Source organism: Chryseobacterium sp. BGA-UO-ETr-SB22 (genome assembly GCF_059567885.1).
Window position 1 is genome coordinate 751,760 of sequence record NZ_JCAQOV010000005.1, and the last position, 18,805, is coordinate 770,564.

Annotated in this window: 13 protein-coding genes; 7 read left to right on the forward strand and 6 right to left on the reverse strand. The window is 36.6% G+C overall.

Annotated elements, in window-relative coordinates; genetic code table 11:
• Window positions 1-15 precede the first annotated feature (15 nt).
• The 5 genes from AC57AW_RS10660 to pnuC form a co-directional block, all read right to left on the reverse strand.
• Window positions 16-2,625, reverse strand: coding sequence for a TonB-dependent receptor domain-containing protein (locus tag AC57AW_RS10660; RefSeq protein WP_496351845.1), 2,610 nt, complete (start codon window positions 2,623-2,625; stop codon window positions 16-18).
• Between the two features lie 133 nt (window positions 2,626-2,758).
• Window positions 2,759-3,784, reverse strand: a complete 1,026-nt coding sequence (gene mltG / locus AC57AW_RS10665) for an endolytic transglycosylase MltG (protein WP_496351846.1) — start codon at window positions 3,782-3,784, stop codon at window positions 2,759-2,761.
• Between the two features lie 33 nt (window positions 3,785-3,817).
• Window positions 3,818-4,585 carry a diaminopimelate epimerase gene (dapF, locus tag AC57AW_RS10670; protein ID WP_318847990.1) on the reverse strand — a complete coding sequence of 256 codons (768 nt, stop codon included), beginning with the start codon at window positions 4,583-4,585 and terminating at the stop codon, window positions 3,818-3,820.
• 90 nt (window positions 4,586-4,675) lie between these two features.
• Window positions 4,676-5,350: a hypothetical protein gene (locus tag AC57AW_RS10675; RefSeq protein WP_318847989.1), complete on the reverse strand. Its 675-nt coding sequence runs from the start codon at window positions 5,348-5,350 to the stop codon at window positions 4,676-4,678.
• Window positions 5,347-6,024: a nicotinamide riboside transporter PnuC gene (gene pnuC / locus AC57AW_RS10680; protein WP_496351847.1), complete on the reverse strand. Its 678-nt coding sequence runs from the start codon at window positions 6,022-6,024 to the stop codon at window positions 5,347-5,349. The genes AC57AW_RS10675 and pnuC overlap by 4 nt, the downstream gene beginning before the upstream one ends.
• Before the next feature lie 165 nt (window positions 6,025-6,189).
• On the opposite strand from pnuC, the gene AC57AW_RS10685 reads away from it, so the two are divergent.
• From AC57AW_RS10685 to hemN, 3 genes are all read left to right on the forward strand, one after another.
• Window positions 6,190-7,707, forward strand: coding sequence for an amino acid permease (locus AC57AW_RS10685; protein ID WP_318847987.1), 1,518 nt, complete (start codon window positions 6,190-6,192; stop codon window positions 7,705-7,707).
• Window positions 7,708-7,751: 44 nt separating this feature from the next.
• Window positions 7,752-8,765, forward strand: a complete 1,014-nt coding sequence (locus AC57AW_RS10690) for a WD40/YVTN/BNR-like repeat-containing protein (RefSeq protein WP_496351848.1) — start codon at window positions 7,752-7,754, stop codon at window positions 8,763-8,765.
• Window positions 8,766-8,943: 178 nt separating this feature from the next.
• A complete protein-coding gene (gene hemN / locus AC57AW_RS10695) occupies window positions 8,944-10,302 on the forward strand; it encodes an oxygen-independent coproporphyrinogen III oxidase (RefSeq protein WP_309434969.1) in 1,359 nt (452 codons plus the stop codon).
• A gap of 116 nt (window positions 10,303-10,418) precedes the next feature.
• Here the strand turns inward: hemN and AC57AW_RS10700 are convergent, their stop codons facing one another.
• Window positions 10,419-11,783, reverse strand: a complete 1,365-nt coding sequence (locus tag AC57AW_RS10700) for a PQQ-dependent sugar dehydrogenase (RefSeq protein ID WP_496351849.1) — start codon at window positions 11,781-11,783, stop codon at window positions 10,419-10,421.
• 217 nt (window positions 11,784-12,000) lie between these two features.
• On the opposite strand from AC57AW_RS10700, the gene secD reads away from it, so the two are divergent.
• From secD to AC57AW_RS10720, 4 genes are all read left to right on the forward strand, one after another.
• On the forward strand, window positions 12,001-14,910 hold the full coding sequence (gene secD, locus AC57AW_RS10705; protein WP_496351850.1) for a protein translocase subunit SecD: 2,910 nt from the start codon (window positions 12,001-12,003) through the stop codon (window positions 14,908-14,910).
• Window positions 14,911-15,348: 438 nt separating this feature from the next.
• Window positions 15,349-15,921 carry a phage tail-like protein gene (locus AC57AW_RS10710; RefSeq protein WP_318847982.1) on the forward strand — a complete coding sequence of 191 codons (573 nt, stop codon included), beginning with the start codon at window positions 15,349-15,351 and terminating at the stop codon, window positions 15,919-15,921.
• A 147-nt stretch (window positions 15,922-16,068) separates the two neighbouring features.
• Entirely contained in the window at window positions 16,069-17,271 is a 1,203-nt protein-coding gene (locus tag AC57AW_RS10715; protein WP_496351851.1) for a DUF8696 domain-containing protein, read from the forward strand.
• Window positions 17,272-17,468: 197 nt separating this feature from the next.
• Entirely contained in the window at window positions 17,469-18,716 is a 1,248-nt protein-coding gene (locus tag AC57AW_RS10720; protein WP_496351852.1) for a TCR/Tet family MFS transporter, read from the forward strand.
• Window positions 18,717-18,805: the final 89 nt, after the last annotated feature.

The following is an 18,805-nucleotide window of genomic DNA, read 5'->3' on the forward strand; positions in this document are numbered from 1 at the left end:
TTTATTTTTGTTGTATTACATCGGACCGCCTTGTTGGTCGTCTCCGGCTGCATTGGAATTGATATCCTTTTTCTTTTTAGGCTGATCTACTTTTTCACCCTGTTTGAATCTATAGGTTAAAGAAATAGAAAACTGTCTTGGCTGCCACTGCATATAGTTTCTTCGGGTATAATCCTCATTGAAACTAAGTACTTCTCTGCTTCTTGTATTGAAGATATCCTGAATATTGAAGGAAATTGTTCCGTCTCCTTTCCAGATCGTTTTGGAAGCACCAAGGTTCAGCGCATACATATCCTCTGTATTTTGGTTGGCAGATTTCTGAGCTCCTCTATAGAATCCCTGCAGCTGTACACTTAATGTTTTATCAAGCTTGAATGTCGTATTAAGACGTGCCCTGGTAGAGAAACCATCTCCTGTAAAGTTCATATTACGTGTTTGCTGCTGCTTATTTTTATCAATAGCATCATAATAAGCAATTCCGGTCGTCTTATATCCGAACATGTCTAAGCTACCCATTATTTTTAACCATGCAAAAGGATCGTAGGTAAAGTTCAGATCCAAACCATAACGGTCGTCGCTTCCCAGGTTGATAGGTTTTGTATAGAATACTCCCAGATTTTCATCAGGTCTGTAGACTAGCATTTTAGTATCATCCGTAGCATGTCTGTAGTATAAGGTAGGATTAATAGTAAACTTCTTTCTTGTAATATTATATCCTACTTCAAATGAGTCTACATACGATGGGTTAAGATCTATGTTTCCTTCAAAAATATTCTGGCTGTTGCTGTAATTCGGGAAGGGAACCATGAAGAAAGATCTTGGTCTGTCTATTCTACGGGAATAATTAACCAAAATCTGATTGTTCTTAGATACATCATAGCTCAAGAATACACTCGGAAATAAATTGTTGTAGTTTTTTGTTTTATTTAATTGCGGATCATTAGGATTTTGATTGATGTAATTGATCTTTACATTGGAAAGTTCATCTCTTAAACCAAGCTGATAAGCAAATTTTTCTCCGATTTTACTTTTAAACTGTAAATAGAACGCATTGAAGATCTCCCTGTAATCTGTATTGTTGTTATAGTTCTGGATATAAGGATTGTTGGAAGTGCTGCTTACAAAGTTATCATAAGTATTATCATTCACATCCAATCTGTATCCTGCTTCAATCTTAGACTTTTCTCCTATAGGTAATTCGTAATCTGCTTTCCCGATCACTGTTTTGCTTACAGAATGTCTTCGGGTAATATCCTGTACATCCGGAAGAAGGTCGTTGGTCTCAAGAATATTTGCATTGTTGTTGCTTCTGTTTCTCTGTAAACTTAATGATACTGATAAATTCTGACCGTTATCATCAAATTTGTGATCTAAACCTAAATCTCCCTGGAAAGCAAGGTTATTAAATATCGTTTTAGAATCTCTTTGTCCGTAAGGGTTTAATAACTGCCATGTTCCTGCAGTTCCATTTGGATCTGACGGATCTTGGAAAAATCTGTGAAAACTGTCATACGTCTGCAGAAGCTCATTTCCGTCTCCTTCAAAAGTTCTTACCAATCCTGTTACATTGATGGATGTTTTGTCAGACAAATCATACACAAAACCAGCACTTACATTATAATTTTTGTTATAGGTCTTACTGGTGGAGTTTTGCAGTTGATGAGCAAGAACATCATTTGGCTGCGTATCAGGAAGGATTTTAGGAAAAGTAAGATTGTGATACGTCGTTTCCGAATTATTTTTAGTTTTATTTTCCGTGTAACCGCCGCCGCCGTTTACAAACCAGGTCCAGTTGTTTTTTCTCCAGCTCAGGTTGGTGTTAAGCGAGGTTCTTGGGAAATATCCTAAAGATCCTACAACACTACCATTAAATCCGATTTTTTTGTTCTTTTTAAGAATAATATTCAGAATACCGGAAGTTCCGCTTGCTTCAAATTTAGAAGAAGGGTTGGTAATGACTTCAATTCTTTCAATCTGATCAGCCGGGATACTTTGTAAGGCGTTGGCCCCATCATCTATTCCCAGAAGGGCAGAAGGTTTTCCATTGATCAGAAACTTTACATTGGTACTTCCTCTCATAGAAACGGTTCCATCCGTATCTACAGAAACTGAAGGAACATTGGTCAATACATCCTGAAGACTTCCTCCTTTGCTCACGATATCCTGTGAAGGATCATATGTTTTCTTGTCAAGTTCTACTTTATAGGGTTTGGCTGCTGAAGCAGTAATTACAACACCCTGGATTTCTTTTGTTTTACCATCAATGGTTGTAGCAGCTTCAGGCTCTAAAGATAATGCCCCGATATTACCTGTTATAGCAATATTTTTACTGACTACATTTTTTTTGTAATCAATAGCCTCTACTGTGATATCATAATCTCCCGGTACAAGCTCAAGCTTATACTGGCCTTTTTCATCTGTCAGTACAGCATCACTTAATGTTTTGCTCACTTTATTGCTGAAAGTTACAGAGGCATAAGGAACCGGTTGGTTTTTTTTGTTGACAATAGTCCCTGAAACTCCAGCCTTCTCCTGTGCAAATGCCATCGCCGCCGCTGAAAGTACTAACGTAAGTCCTAAAGTTTTTCTGGTGAAAATATTGACAATTTCTGTCTTATTCTTCATAGGTTATTTTTTTGTATAAAATCGTGAAAGTATAACCCTTAACATTTTGAATATCCATATCAATTTGATCTTCAAAACATTATGATCGTTTATTGTTTTTCTAGCTGTATAAATTTTTAGGTGCTTTCTAAGCTTATTTTATATTTTTTGAGTTGAGCCAGTCCTGGTACGCTTTTGCATTTACAGCATGTTCTTCAGCACTTGCCGTAAACTTATGGTATCCAAACCTTGCGGGATCAGCACACATAAATATATAATTGTTGTTTTCAGCATTTAAAACAGCATCAACCGAATTTTTATCCACTACACAGATGGGTCCCGGAGGAATACCTGCGTTTGCATAAGTGTTGTAAGGTGATGGTGTAGACAAATGCTTATATAATACCCTTTTAATAGATTCTTTAAAATTAGTCTGCTTATTGATCGCGTAGATCACCGTAGGGTCAGACTGAAGTTTCATTCCTTTTCTGTAACGGTTTAAATATAATCCGGCAATCGTTTTCATTTCATCTTTTTTTCCTCCGGATTCCTTATAAACAATAGAAGCCAGTGCATAGATCTGATCTCTTGTAAGGCCAGACTGCTGTTCTTTGTTTTTTCTTTCACTCGTCCAGAAATCATTATACTGATCTTCAAACTTTGCGAAAAATTCTCTTGGGCTTACGGTCCAGAAGAATTTATAAGTATCAATGAAAAAATATTTTTTTAAATCTTCAACATTTTTATACCCTTTTTCCTGTGCCACGGCATCCAGATCATTTATAAAATGTAATGAATCAATTTCCGTCTTTTTGGTCACCTTGCCAATCATCTGGTACATATCTCCAAAATCTCCGATTCTATAAGAATTTGCAGATTGATTACCTGCTTTGATCATGTTGACAAGGTTCTTGTTTCCTGTTCCGCTCTGGATGTGATAACGTCCTGCTTTAAAATTGGCATCAAGACCTTTCTCTTTAGCTACGGCTTCAAAAGATTCTTTGTCTTTAATATAAGGAGCAATAGAGTCAAGGATCTGTTTAAAACCTGCTCTATGAGGAATCAGAACATAACCGTCTTTTTCTACGTTATTTCCTAAATATTTATTATAAAATCTCAAACCAAAAAATCCTGCAGTTACAAAAACCAGCAGAATGATAATGAGAATAGCTTTTTTCATTCCTATAAATGTTGATTAAAAGTTTTTTTGTTTTTAAAGAAGATCTGTTTTACCTCTAAAAACTTGCTTTGCAGGACCTTCCAGCCAAATATTCTGGAATGTATCTCCGCTTTTTTCAGCATATACTTTAAGATTTCCGCCTAAAGTTTTAACTTTTACAGAGGTTAGATTATGTTTTTGAAGAAAAGTTAAAGCAGAAGCTGTAACTCCTGTTCCGCAACTGTAAGTTTCGTCCTCAACGCCTCGTTCATAGGTTCTTACAAAAATTTCATTATCAGAAATTTTTTCTACAAAGTTCACATTGATTCCTTTTTCTTTATAATTTTCAGAATTTCTGATCCCGTTTCCTTCAGTATACACATTGTAATCCGGAAGATTTTCTACATATTTTACATAGTGTGGAGATCCCGTATTCAGAACAAAATCATTTCCGTCCTGTGAAATGGTGTCCACATTGATCATTTTCAATTTAATGATCCCGTTATGGATTTCAGCTTCGTGTTCTCCGTCTGTTGCAATGAATTTACACTTGTCTTCAAAGATGTCAAGGAAAAAAGCAAAAGCTACAAGACATCTTCCTCCGTTTCCGCACATGGTACTTTCTCCTCCGTCAGAATTGTAGTAAACCATTTTGAAATCATAGTCAGAATCGTTTTCCAATAGAATAAGACCATCAGCACCTATTCCAAAACGTCTGTCACACAATTTTTCAATACTATTTTTATCTTTAGTAAACTGCAGATCGCGGTTGTCTACCATTACAAAATCATTTCCTGTTCCCTGATATTTATAAAATTCCATATTTTTTGTCTAAAATGAAGAAGCAAAATTAATATATTTAAAATGAAAAACGAACAGTGTTAACTGTTCGTTTCCTTATTTATAATCGTTTTATCTAAAGCCGCCTCCGCCGCTCTGTTGTCTGCCTGAACTACTGCTTTGGCCACTGGAGCTGTTTCTGAATCCACCGCCGGAAGATTCTGATCTGCCACTGTTTTGGCTGCCGCTGTTTTGGTTTCTGAATCCACTGTTATTTTGGGTACCCTGATTATTCTGGTTACCGCTGTTTTGATTCCTGAATCCGCTGTTGTTTTGGTTACCTTGGTTATTCTGAGAACCACTGTTTTGGTTTCTGAATCCGCCATTGTTGTTTCTGCTGCTATTGCTGTTACTATTGGAGTTTCTGTTATTATTGAATCCTCCGTTATTATTGTAAGAGCCGTTACCATCCGTTGTACGAGTATTCTGGAATCCGTTTTGAGGTCTTGAAGAAGATGATGATCTTCTTTCTACATAGACTTTTCTTCTGGAATTATTATAAGTGTCATAATAATAAGGAATGCCATTATCATAGTAGTAATTAACGTTATTTCTGTAATAATAGCCGTCATTACCATAATACCCGCCATTTCCATAATATCCGGAAGGAGCATAGTAATATCCGTTGTTATAATAGGGGTCACCATAACCACCATTATTGCTTCCGTATCCGTCGGTATATGCTAAGCAAGATGTTAAACTGGTAATAGCAAAAATACTGACTGCTATTTTAAATAAATTTTTCATGACTTTATTGTACTTTTTTCTTTAAAACTTTTTTTCCAATTGAGGTATCCTAAGATAGCCATTATAGTAAATACCAAATATTGAACCGAAGTGATTCCAAGTCCCTTAAAAATCATCATAGGCATACATATAATATCTCCGATAATCCAGAAAATCCAGTTCTCAATGCGCTGTTTGGCCATGAACCACATTCCTATTAAAAATATTGAAGTGGTAAAAATATCCATCCAATTTGCCCAATCCAGATGATACAACCCTAAACTGGTTCCTTCCATAGAAAACTGATTATCAATATAAGGCTTGTAATAATAAATAAGAGTAACCAGCGCCAGACTCAGTATAAAAAGCAGAATGGCATAAGACCATTCTTTTCTGGTGGCCCAGGTAACTTCTACATGAACATGATCTTCAGAACTTCTTGCCCATAGAACCCAGCCATAAATACTCATGACAGAATAATAGACATTAATCATACAGTCTCCTAACAGCCCCGCATTAAAAAGAAGGTATACGTAGATCAGGGTTGAAATAATGCCCGTAGGGTACACCCATATATTTTTCTTAATGGAAAAAAATACGCTCAATATTCCGAAAACAGCACCTGATGCTTCCAGTGTAATCTGTAAAGAATCATAGCTTTCATAAGGTTTTACAAAAAGATCATATAAATTCATGCAATCAAAAATAAGCAAAAATATGGACTTTTTAAAATGGATTAAATAATGTGTTGCTCAGGTTTTTAAAGATTTTAATGTAAAATAAATGACGAAAGTTTAACGATAAACGTGGGAGTTCCTAAATTTTTTATATTTTCGTAAATCCTTAATAAATAAAAAAACATGTCGAAAATTTGGGTTAAAAAGCCACTAAGTGCCTATGAGGCAGATATGAAGAAAAGTGAGCTGAAAAAAGTCCTTGGAAAATGGAGTTTAACAGCAATTGGAGTGGGTGCTATCATTGGAGGTGGAATCTTTGTTCTTACCGGAACAGGAGCCTATTATCACGCAGGACCAGCACTTGCCATTTCATTTATCATAGCAGGTATTGCCTGCGTTTTTGCTGCATTATGTTATGCAGAATTTGCATCCATTATTCCTGTAGAGGGTTCAGCTTATGCCTATGCCTATGGAACGGTAGGAGAAATTTTTGCCTGGGCCATGGGGTGGTGTCTTATCCTCGAGTATGCCATGGCGAGTATGGCTGTTTCCGTGAGTTGGTCCGGATATTTTACCAAATTTTTGAAAATCTTTAATATTCATTTACCGGCTTATCTTACATCAGATCCTGCCAGTTATACAGGAGATGGCTTTTCAATGAACCTGCCGGCATTTATTCTTGTTCTTTTAATTACTGCATTATTGGTAAAAGGAACTAAAGAAGCAGCAGGGGCTAATAACCTGATCGTTTTGATGAAAACTTCTGCCGTTATCTTTGTAATTATCGCAGGAGTATATATTATCTTTTCTAATACTGATCTTTATAATGCGGTAGATGGTGTTAAAAACTGGAAGCCTTTTATTCCAGATCAGGTAAAGCTTAAGAACTCTGAAGGAGACATGGTTTCCGCCTATGGTATTAAAGGAATTATTTCCGGAGCCGCAGCTATTTTCTTTGCCTATATTGGTTTTGATGCTGTTTCTACACAGGCAGGAGAGGCTATTAATCCTAAAAAAGACGTTCCTTTTGCAATCATTACATCACTTTTGGTGTGTACAGCGCTTTATATTTGTGTATCACTTGTATTGACAGGGATGATGCATTATTCAGACTTTAATCCTGAAGGAAAATACCCTGATGCTATTAAGGCACCTGTGGCTTATGCTTTTGAAATTGCCGGAAAACACTGGGCGAGTAATGTAGTCACCATCGCTGCTACTGTAGGATTAATTTCCGTAGTAATGGTAATGATGATGGGACAGTCAAGAATTTTCATCGGAATGGCAAAAGACGGATTGATTCCTCAATTTTTCGGTCAGCTTCATCCAAAAACTAAAACACCTTACAAAGGAATCATTTTGTTGGGAATTGTAGTTGCATTTATCGCTGCATTTACTCCAATTTCAACATTGGCAGATATGACAAGTTTCGGAACCCTGTTTGCATTTACACTGGTTTGTATTGCGGTTTGGGTGATGAGAAAAAAAGAACCTAATTTGATCAGACCTTTCAAAGTTCCGGCTTATAAAATAGTTGTAGGACTGGGAGTATTTATCAATATTTATCTGATATTTAACTTAAGTGCTCATGCATTGGAACTTTCTGCTGTATGGTTGTTCTTAGGAGGTTTAGTATATTTCCTTTACGGAAAATCAAATAGTAAACTTAATAATCCTGAAAAATATAAGGACGTAAATTAATACTAATATAAACCGCTTCGGCGGTTTTTTTTATCTTCTATAATATGAAAAAGATTTTCTCCATTTTGTGTTTGTCTATAGGATTTACAGCGTTTTCCCAGCAGGTGGAAAGCATTGAAACCATTCTGAATGATAAAATCAGTATAAGAGCACTTGAGCTGTATGACCATAAGGTTTGGTACAGTGGTACAGACTCCAAATTCGGGTTTGTAGATCTGAAAGATTATAAAAACCAGAAACAGATCAAGCTATCCGAAGATAAGCTTCAGTTCAGAACGCTGGCACAGGATAAAACTTCTTTTTATGCCATCAATATTGAAAGCCCTGCCCGTTTTTTTAAAATCAATAAGAAAGATCTGAAATCACAGATTGTCTATAAAGATACGGCTAAAACAGCTTTTTATGATGCTTTACATTTTGTGAATGATAGGCTTGCCTTTACCTTTAGTGATGCAGATAAAGACCACTTGCTGAAACTGGCAGTGTATAGAAATGGGAAATGGAATATGTTTAAAAATAATGTATCCCTGAATGAAGGTGAAGCCGCTTTTGCTGCCAGTAATACCAATATTTCATCAACTAAAAAACACCTATGGATTGCAACCGGAGGGAAGGCTTCAAGAATCCTAAGAATGAATCTGAAGGATGAAAAAATTGAAATTTTCAATACACCCGTTGTACAGGGAGAATCTTCACAAGGAATGTATTCTATAGATTTTTACGATGACCATTTCGGAATTGCTGCAGGAGGAGATTATACAAAACAGGATGCCAATGTCAATAATATTGCAACCACTAATGATGGTGGACAAACCTGGCAGATTCAGGCTTCAGGACAAAATGCCGGATATACAACCTGTGTGAAAATTAAACCTGGGTCAAAAGGAAAAGAAATCATTGCAGTTGGAGACAAACACATCAGCTATTCTTCAGATTTTGGAAAGACCTGGAAGAAAATTTCTGATGAAAAAGGTTTCTTTGTCTGTCAGTGGATTGATGGTAACAGCATTGTTCTTGCAGGAAATAGCAGAATTGCTGTCATGAAATTAAAATTTTAAATATCAGGTATAGAATTTATCACTATTTGCCAAAAGCCTGATCATACGTATTTAGACTCATTATAAAATAGAACCTAATATAATTCATAGGTTAAAATTCATAACTAATGGTTAATTTTGTAAGATGGAATTTTGATTATGTTAAATTTCATACCCTTATAAAATCTTAATTTTCAAAATGAACTCTTTAATAGATAAGTATAATATTCCCGGACCGCGTTACACTTCTTATCCTACCGTTCCATATTGGGATGAATCAACATTTTCACCGGAAAAATGGAAGGAAACAGTAATCAGGTCTTTTCATGAAAGCAATGCAGAGGAGGGGATTTCTATTTATATCCATTTGCCTTTCTGTGAGGCTTTGTGTACGTTCTGTGCATGTCATAAACGTATTACCAAGCAGCACAGCGTTGAAGTACCTTATCTGGAAAGTGTTTTGAAAGAGTGGAAACTTTATCTTGACCTTTTCAACGAAAAACCTAAACTGAAAGAATTGCACTTAGGTGGAGGAACTCCTACGTTTTTCTCGCCTGAGAACTTAAGAACATTATTAGAGGGAATTTTTTCAACAGTAGACATTGCGGAGCATCCGGAATTTTCTTTTGAAGGACATCCTAATAATACAACGAAAGAACATCTTCAGACTTTATATGACCTTGGTTTCAGAAGAGTAAGCTTTGGAGTTCAGGATTATGATCCTAAAGTTCAGAAAGCTATCAACAGAATCCAGCCCTTTGAAAACGTAAAAAACGTTACAGAATGGGCGAAGGAAATTGGTTACAGAGGAATCAGTCATGATCTTGTTTTCGGACTGCCACACCAGAATTGGGAGGCGATGGAACACACAATCAGAAAAACTATGGAGCTGAAACCGGACAGACTTGCATTTTACTCTTATGCACACGTTCCATGGGTGAAGGGAGTTGGGCAGAGAGGTTTTGATGAAAATGACCTTCCAAGCGGAGAAGAAAAACGCCGTTTGTATGAAGATGGTAAAAGGCTGCTTCAGGATTTAGGATATATTGAAGTAGGGATGGATCATTTCTCTCTTGAACATGATGATCTGTATCAGTCTTTGATTCATAAAAAACTTCACAGAAACTTCATGGGGTATACTTCAAGCAAAACCCAACTGATGGTAGGGCTTGGGATGTCTGCCATTTCAGATTCATGGTATGCTTTTGCCCAGAATGTAAAAACGGTTGAAGAATATCAGAAAATGGTTGAAGAAGGTGAGATTCCTGTTGTAAAAGGACATGTTCTGAGTGAAGAAGATCTGACTGTAAGAAGACATATTCTGAATCTGATGTGCCAGCTTGAAACAACTTTTGATATCAACAATTCTTTCCCGGAGCTTGAAAATGCTTTGGAAATGTTGAAAGAAATGGAAAATGACGGACTGGTTGAGATTAATGGAACTGAAGTTAAAATTACAGAAGCTGGAAGAGCTTTCACAAGAAACGTAGCTATGGTTTTTGACCTGAGAATGATGAGAAATAAACCTGAAACCAGGATTTTCTCAATGACAATATAAATCAAAAGCGGTTCAGATATGAACCGCTTTTTTATTGCTTTAAAATTTTAGTTGATTATTTTTAGTGTAGATGTCATGCTGAGCGAAGTCGAAGCATCTTCCAGTAAGGAATTATATTATTTGATAATCAATTTTTGACTGTAAGATTTCAATTCTCCGGATTTCAGGTTGATATAATAAACTCCAGCGGGTATTCCTGAAATATTAATGCCCTTGCCACTCATAATCTGATCTGCCTCCAACACTTTTCTTCCTTCCGCACTGATAATTTCCAACGTTGCTTTTTTATCAGTAACGCCATCAATGAAAATCTCTTTTGAAGCCGGATTAGGATAAATTTTTACGGTTCCTAAAGTATTTTCCTTTATTCCTAAAGTTCCTGTAGATATTTTAAAGATCTTTCCACTGTTTACAGCGGCTACATACAGCCCTTTCTGATAATCCTCCCCGAAAGTAGAAAAGTTATTTCCCGAATAAGGAGTCGTCCATGTGATGGCATTATTGCTATCCAGAATTCCAATCTGGGTAGAGCAGTAGTCCGCAAAAAAATATTTTCCCTGAAGTGACGGGTATTGAGTTCCTCTGTAAACATAACCGCCCGTAATAGAGCATTTTCCACCTGAATGATTGTATACGGCAACAGGGAAGGTCATTGTAGACTGAGCCGCACATCCTGCCGTATTGTAGGCGTTATTTCCTTCATAGCAGCGCCAGCCATAGTTTAAGCCAGCCTGTGTAATAGGCATTTTGTTGATTTCTTCTATGGCTCCCTGGCCTACATCTGCAATCATCGCATTTCCTGTAGTCAGGTCAAAGGAAAATTTCCATGCATTTCTAAGGCCGTAGGCCCATATTTCATCCGCTCCATCCACGGCTCCTGCAAAAGGATTATCCGGCGGAATATTATAGGGGCCGGTAGCATCCACATCTATCCTCAGCATTTTTCCCAGCAATACGTTTTTATTTTGGGCATTATTATTCGGATCTCCGCCGCTTCCTCCGTCTCCGGTAATGATCCAGAGTTTTCCGTCTGGGGCAAAATGAATGCTTCCTCCATTGTGATTATCGAATGGTTTGGGGATGTTCAGCAGGATTTTTTCAGAAGCTGGATCAGCCACGTTAGAATCAGTTGAACTTACACTGTATCTTGCAACGATGATATTACCGGCCGGGTTGTTATAATACACAAAAAAATACCCGTTGGTAGAGTATTGTGGATGAAATGCAAGTCCCAGCAGACCTCTTTCACCACCAAAAATAATTTTTGAACCGATATTCAGAAAATTAGTGGTATTAATTGTCCCGTTGGGTTGAATAATTTTAATAATTCCGTTCTGTTGAACAACAAAAAGCCGGCTGTCATTGGCGTTTGTAATCTCCACCGGACTGGTAAGTCCTGTCACAAATTCTTCCAAATTAATGCTTTGAGAATTAGCGATTAAGGAAGAAAATATACTTATGGTAAAAAGTAGTTTTCTCATAATATTTTGATATTTAGTGTGTTGATTAAGTGAATGAAAATTTTGTACCAATCGAATTTTGAAGACTTCATTATGATACCATGAAAAAATTGTTAAATCTTAAATAGAACTCAGAATACCAATATATCTGAAAATAAACCATTTCTGTTGTTAAAAATTCATAAAATACAAGAAAATCATTATATTTGCCGACTTAATTTAACGTAGTTATAACAAAATGCAAGGAAAAGGACTTATTACAATTGTCGCTATTGTACTAGGGTTGATTTGCTTAAACGAGCTATTACCAACATGGTACGCCAGCAAAATTGAAAAGCAGGCAACTGCTATTGCAGGAGACAATCCGGAAAAGTATCAGAAAGAAATTGCTAGACTTTCTAAGGATACTTTGAATCTAGGATTCACAAAACTTTATTACACTAAAGCCAAAGACAAGGAAATGAAACTTGGTCTTGACTTGAAAGGAGGGATCAACGTTCTTTTGGAGATCAACCAAAGAGATCTTGTGAATGATTTAACAAATTATTCTACAAATCCTGTTCTTATCGAGGCTTTAAACAAAACTGATGAAGCACAGAAGAATTCTACAAAAGCTTATATTGATAATTTCTTCGAGCAATTCGATGCAGTTAACAAAGCTAAAGGAACAAACCTTAAGTTGGCAGATCCGGAAATTTTCGGAAATACAACACTTACTGAGGTGAAGTACAACACTGCTGATGAGCAGGTGAAAAGCATTGTTAAAAGAAAAATTGATGCATCTGTAGGAACAGCTTTCGAGGTAATCAGAACGAGAATTGATAAAATGGGTGCTGTGCAGCCAAACGTTCAGAGAGTACCTGGAACCGCTAGAATTTCTGTAGAAATGCCTGGTATGAAGGACATCGATAAAGTGAAGAAAATGCTTCAGACTTCTGCAAAACTTCAGTTCTGGGAAGTACAGCAGGTTCCTGAAATTGCGCCTTATTTCCAGACTTTGACAACTATGGTTGCTGCAAAAGGAGATTCTATGGGAGTAGCAAAGAATGTGAACTTCATGAACCTTTTACAGCTTGACAAATTAAGAACCAATGGTGTTGCTAACGTAAAATTATCTGATACAGCTGTTGTAAATAAAATTTTAAACAGTAAAGTAGGTCAGTCTTTACGTCCGGCTAACATTAAATATACACAGTTCATGTGGGGTTACAAACCTGAAGCTACAGATGCTGAAAGCTTAGTATTGTATGCAATCAGAGGTAACATCAACCAAAAAGCTCCGGTAGACGGTGCTGTTGAAACTGCAAGCATCAGCTATGATGAGCTGAGCAGAGTAGTAGTAGATATGCAGATGGATTCCAAAGGAGCAAAAGATTGGAAAACATTAACAGAGAAAAACGTTGGTAAGCCGGTTGCTGTAACGCTTGACGGTAGAGTTTATACAGCTCCAAACGTTGTAAATGCAATTCCTAACGGTAGAACACAGATCTCTGGTAACTTCTCTCAGGAAGAAGCTAAAGAATTGGTAGACGTTTTAGGTGCAGGTAAATTACCAGCAGGTGCAAAAGTAGTTCAGGCTACGGTTGTAGGTCCTTCATTAGGACAAGAGTCTATTGATGCTGGGGTGATGTCATTTGGTATCGCATTCTTATTAATTATTGCTTATATCATTTTCTACTATGGTGGAGCTGGTGTTTATGCAGTAATTGCAATGATTATCAACTTATTCTACATTTTCGGAATTATGGATTCCGTAGATGCTACCCTTACGCTTCCTGGTATCGCAGGTATTGTACTTACAATGGCCATGGCGGTAGATACGAACGTAATTATCTATGAAAGAACTAAAGAAGAACTTTTCGCAGGAAAGAGTATTCTTGAAGCATACAAAGACGGCTTCAAACACGCATTAAATGCAATTGTTGATGGTCACTTAACGACATTATTGACAGCAGGTGTACTATTCCTTTTCGGAACAGGACCAATTAAAGGTTTTGCATTAACATTAGGAATCGGTATCCTGATGACATTCTTTACTTCGGTATTGATTTCAAGAGTAATGATCTTCTCTAGATTGAATAAAGGAAAACACCTTTCTGTTTGGACAGGTGCTACAAAAAATCTTTTCAGAAACACTTGGATCGATTTTATTGGAAAAAGAAAATATGCTTACATCGTTTCAGGTATTTTAACTATTGTTTGTGTCGCTTCTATTGCAATCCACGGATTCAAATATGGTATCGACTTTACAGGAGGTAGAAACTATGTGGTAAGATTTGATAAGGCTGTAAATGCTGAAGATGTTGAATCTAATTTGGTAAAAGTATTCCAAACTGAGGATGGTAAAAACTCTTCTGTAGAAGCCAAAACTTTCGGTAACGATAAGCAGTTGAAAATCTCTACAGATTACCTTATTGAAGATGAATCTTTGAAAGCTGACCAGACTGTTGAGCAGAAATTGTATGAAGGATTAAAATCCAGCTTACCTGCAAACATGACGTTAAAAGATTTCAAATCTGCAGATAAAGATCACTCAGGAATCATTTCTTCTGAGAAAGTAGGACCTACTGTTGCAGACGATATCAAGACTCACGGTATTCTTGCTGTAGTTGCAGCATTAGCAGGTATTTTCATCTATATCTTGGTAAGATTTAGAAAATGGCAGTTCTCTCTTGGTGCTGTTGCAGCGTTATTCCACGATGCGGTTATCATTTTGGGAGCTTATTCATTGCTTCACAAGTTTATGCCGTTCAACATGGAGATTAATCAGGATTTCGTTGCTGCGATTCTTACAGTATTAGGATACTCAATCAATGATACGGTAATTATCTTTGACAGAATTAGAGAATACCTGAGAGAGAAAAAATCTTTAACATTAGCGGGTCTGTTTGATGACTCTATCTCAAGCACATTGGGTAGAACATTCAACACTTCATTTACTACGATTTTGGTTATCCTTGCGATCTTCATTTTCGGTGGTGATAACTTGAGAGGATTCATGTTTGCGATGTTAATTGGTATTGGATTCGGTACGTATTCATCCATCTTTATTGCATCTGCAATTGCTTATGACTTCCTTAAAACAGGAAAAGAAGAAGAGGTACACGGAAAAACGACTTCTACAAAAGAAGAACTTGCTTCAAAGTAATACTCACTACAATAAATTAGTAAAGACCGTTTCGAAAGAAACGGTCTTTTTTTATACCTCTGCCGCTTTATGAGTTGATAATCAATTTAAGAGCAGATAATAGATGTTTTCAGGGATGTTGATATTTTCCCTTTAGTAACATTAAATTTTCATTTAATTATTAATTATTTTATTTATCCGTTACTGGTAATTGTTTATTAGTTGTTTTCAGTTTGATTTTATTATTTATTTTTTAGTAAACTTTATTTTTTAAAATTATCTTAAAGTGGAATTATATTTAATAACTCAAATTTTAGAGATAAAATTATTGTGTGTAATTACTGAATAATAAAGGATTTTTATGACTTTGTTTTGAAATTGTTATTTTATTTAAAAATTATTAAAAAATAAGAGTTTTATGTAGTTTATTATTTTATATTTACTTAAAACAAAACAAAAATGAAAGTCGAAAAATTATTCATTGCTGTAGCATTATGTGCTGCCAGCTTCCTCTACGCGCAGGTTGGAATTAGCACTCCAAATCCTGATAAAAGTTCTGCATTAGATGTTACAGGCACCAATAAAGGTGTATTGATCCCCAGAATTTCCGATCTCACAACAATAGCTGCTCCAGCTAATGGTTTACTGGTTTATGATCTCAAAAGGCAGGCGTTAACCCAGAACATCGGAACACCCGCCAGTCCAAACTGGATCCCGATCAGTGGGAATGTTGTTAAATTCTTCTATATGCCTTCCATCAGTATTGATACTTCTACTTTAGGAACAGGAAGAACAAAAGATTTATTCCAGCTTTATAAAACGCAGTTTTCTACTCCAAAAGTTTCAAGTACAGGAGCTCCGGGTGCAATTCCTTTTTTTGTAAATGCATCAGATCTGTATTATTATGTGACTGATTTTGACAGTGCGGTATTAAGCAATGTAAGCATTGATGCCAATGGAATACTTCGCTATGATGTGATAGGATCGGCTACTGCCTGCTCTTTCGTAAATATTGTATTTGTAATCAAATAATTTTAAGAAGCATACAGTCATTATGATCATCCTTTTTTCAGGGATGAGTATCTCGTGTATAATTAATTTTAAAAATTGATGATGATGAAAATAAATTCAATATTCCGATATATGCTTATAGCAATATGTCTTTTTATATCAGGTAAAATGACCTCTCAAGAAATGGTTACGCTCCCCAATGGCGGATGTGGAAGACTATTGGATACCAATACCTCAAGTTCAAGTGATGGTGGTTTTCTTTGTTTCAGATTGGGAAAAGAAGCTGCTAATCCGGGTAATATGACTGATACTGATGTCAATTCATTTGCCTCTTTGAAACCGGGCACGGGCGCTGGTCTTTTTTGCAGCATGTATGTGGGAGTAGGAACCAATGGAGCCGATTTTCAGGCTAATAAACCTGTGTATATTGACTTCGCTTCAGATGGGTTCAATTTTAATCCCAGTTTTAATGGGGGAAATTTTGTTTTCTATAACAATGGACAGGAAGTGTACCGTACAGGTATCAATGGACATTTCTTCTTTGATTTTGGTGATAATCAGGGGCGCAGGATTATTAAAGTAATTCCCACAGCAGCATGGGATGAAGTAAGGCTGGATTTTGGAGAAGCTATAGGGGTTGGTTTCTCATTCAGTCAGATGAGAGTGTATAATATCCTTTCAGAGTATTATCTGGCTCCTATGACGTATCTGTCTCAACCTTCAGATAAAACAGTGGCTGCAGGTGGATCAACAACTATGACTGCTGTGATCAATAATACTCCTACAGATGAAACTCCAGATACTATTACTTATCAATGGCAGGTTCTTAACGGAAGCACATGGACTAATCTGACAAATGGTACCAACTACAGTAACGTTACATCTTCCACTCTTACTATTAGCAATGTTCCTGTAGGATTTAATAATAATCAATATCGGGTAGTTGCTAATTCCAGTTTCCATACCTGTTCTTTCCAGGCCATTTCTACTGTTGGAAGACTTTTTGTCAACTCTGTAAATGATCCTGGAACTATATCGGCAGACCAGACGGTGTGTATGGATATCAGCAATGATCCGGCTTTATTTAATCAGGCTACAGCAGCACAGGTAAGTGGTTCAGCAGAATATCAATGGCAAAGTTCAGCAGATAATATAACATTTGTGAATATTACCAATGCAACATCTGTTACGTATGATGCCCCACCAGTGGCGCAGACTACCTATTATCGCCGGGGAGTGAGGTCTGTACTCAGCGGAAATACCACGGGTTATCAATACACCAATGTGGTAAAAGTAACTGTAAAACAGAACTGTCTGATCAAATGTATTATTACAAACAGAATGATATATACAAAGTTGAATTCCAATTAAATAGGTTGATTTCTAATTGATTATATAAGCCTGTTTCAAAAGAAAAATTTGGAACAGGCTTTTTTCTTGCTTACTATCTGATTTTTATTCACTGTAGATGCTAAAAAGTAAATTAAGTATATTATTCATGTTATACTTCTTTAATACATTGAAATTTAGAACCATTATTTTTAAGATTTGATTAATTTTGCACCATCATGGAAAATTCAAAGAAAAAAGCGGCTATAGGCTTCATATTTATTACTTTACTGATAGATATTACAGGATGGGGAATCATCATTCCCGTTGTTCCCAAATTAATTGAGGAGCTTATTCATGCAGATATTAGTGAAGCCGCAAAATATGGTGGGTGGCTTGGATTTGCCTATGCATTTACACAATTCATATTCGCTCCGCTTGTCGGAAACCTGAGTGATAAATATGGACGTAGACCTGTAATCCTGATTTCTCTTTTCGGATTTGCCGTGGATTATATTTTCCTTGCACTGGCTCCCACAATCTGGTGGCTATTTCTGGGAAGAGTTATTGCCGGTATAACGGGCGCAAGTGTCACCACTGCCAGTGCCTATATTGCAGATATTTCCACTGATGAAGACAGAGCTAAGAATTTTGGACTGATAGGAGCTGCTTTCGGGCTCGGATTTATTATAGGTCCTGTGTTGGGTGGAGTACTAGGTCATTATGGTGCCAGAGTCCCTTTCTATGCAGCTGCAGGTTTGTGTCTGCTTAACTTCCTGTATGGGTATTTCATCCTTCCTGAAAGTTTAGATAAAGATAAGAGAAGAGAGTTTGACTGGAAACGTGCAAATCCTATAGGTTCATTTAAATTTTTAGGTAAACATCCTGAAATTTCCGGACTTATTCTTTCCTTAATCTTGATTTATATTGCAGGTCATGCTGTACAGAGCAACTGGAGTTTCTTTACAATGTATAAGTTCAACTGGACAGAAAGAATGGTGGGAATTTCATTAGGAGTAGTAGGTTTATTGGTTGGTCTTGTACAAGGCGGACTTATCAGATGGACGACTCCAAGACTTGGGGAGCAAAAGAGTATTTACTACGGATTGGCTTTCTACGCGCTAGGAATGCTGTTGTTTGCTTTTGCTTCTGAAGGATGGATGATGTTTGTATTTTTGGTTCCCTATTGTTTAGGAGGAATTTGTGGACCGGCTTTACAGTCTGTTATCACCAAAAGCGTTCCTTCCAATGAACAGGGTGAACTTCAGGGAGCACTGACGAGTTTAATGAGTGCAACTGCTATTATCGGGCCACCGATGATGACGAATCTGTTTTACTTCTTCACGCATGATGAAGCGCCATTTAAGTTTTCCGGGGCACCTTTCTTTTTAGCATTTATTTTAATGGCGATCAGTGTTGTGATCACCTATTCTGCGTTTCAGAAAAAAGGAAAAGCAAAAATAGAAAAGGATTTTCAGAAACAATAGATTTGTTCTATTCCAAACATATATACCGCTCCGGGTTCAATCTATTCAATAATTTTACAGAAGTAGGCTTTCTACTTTTTTAAACAAAA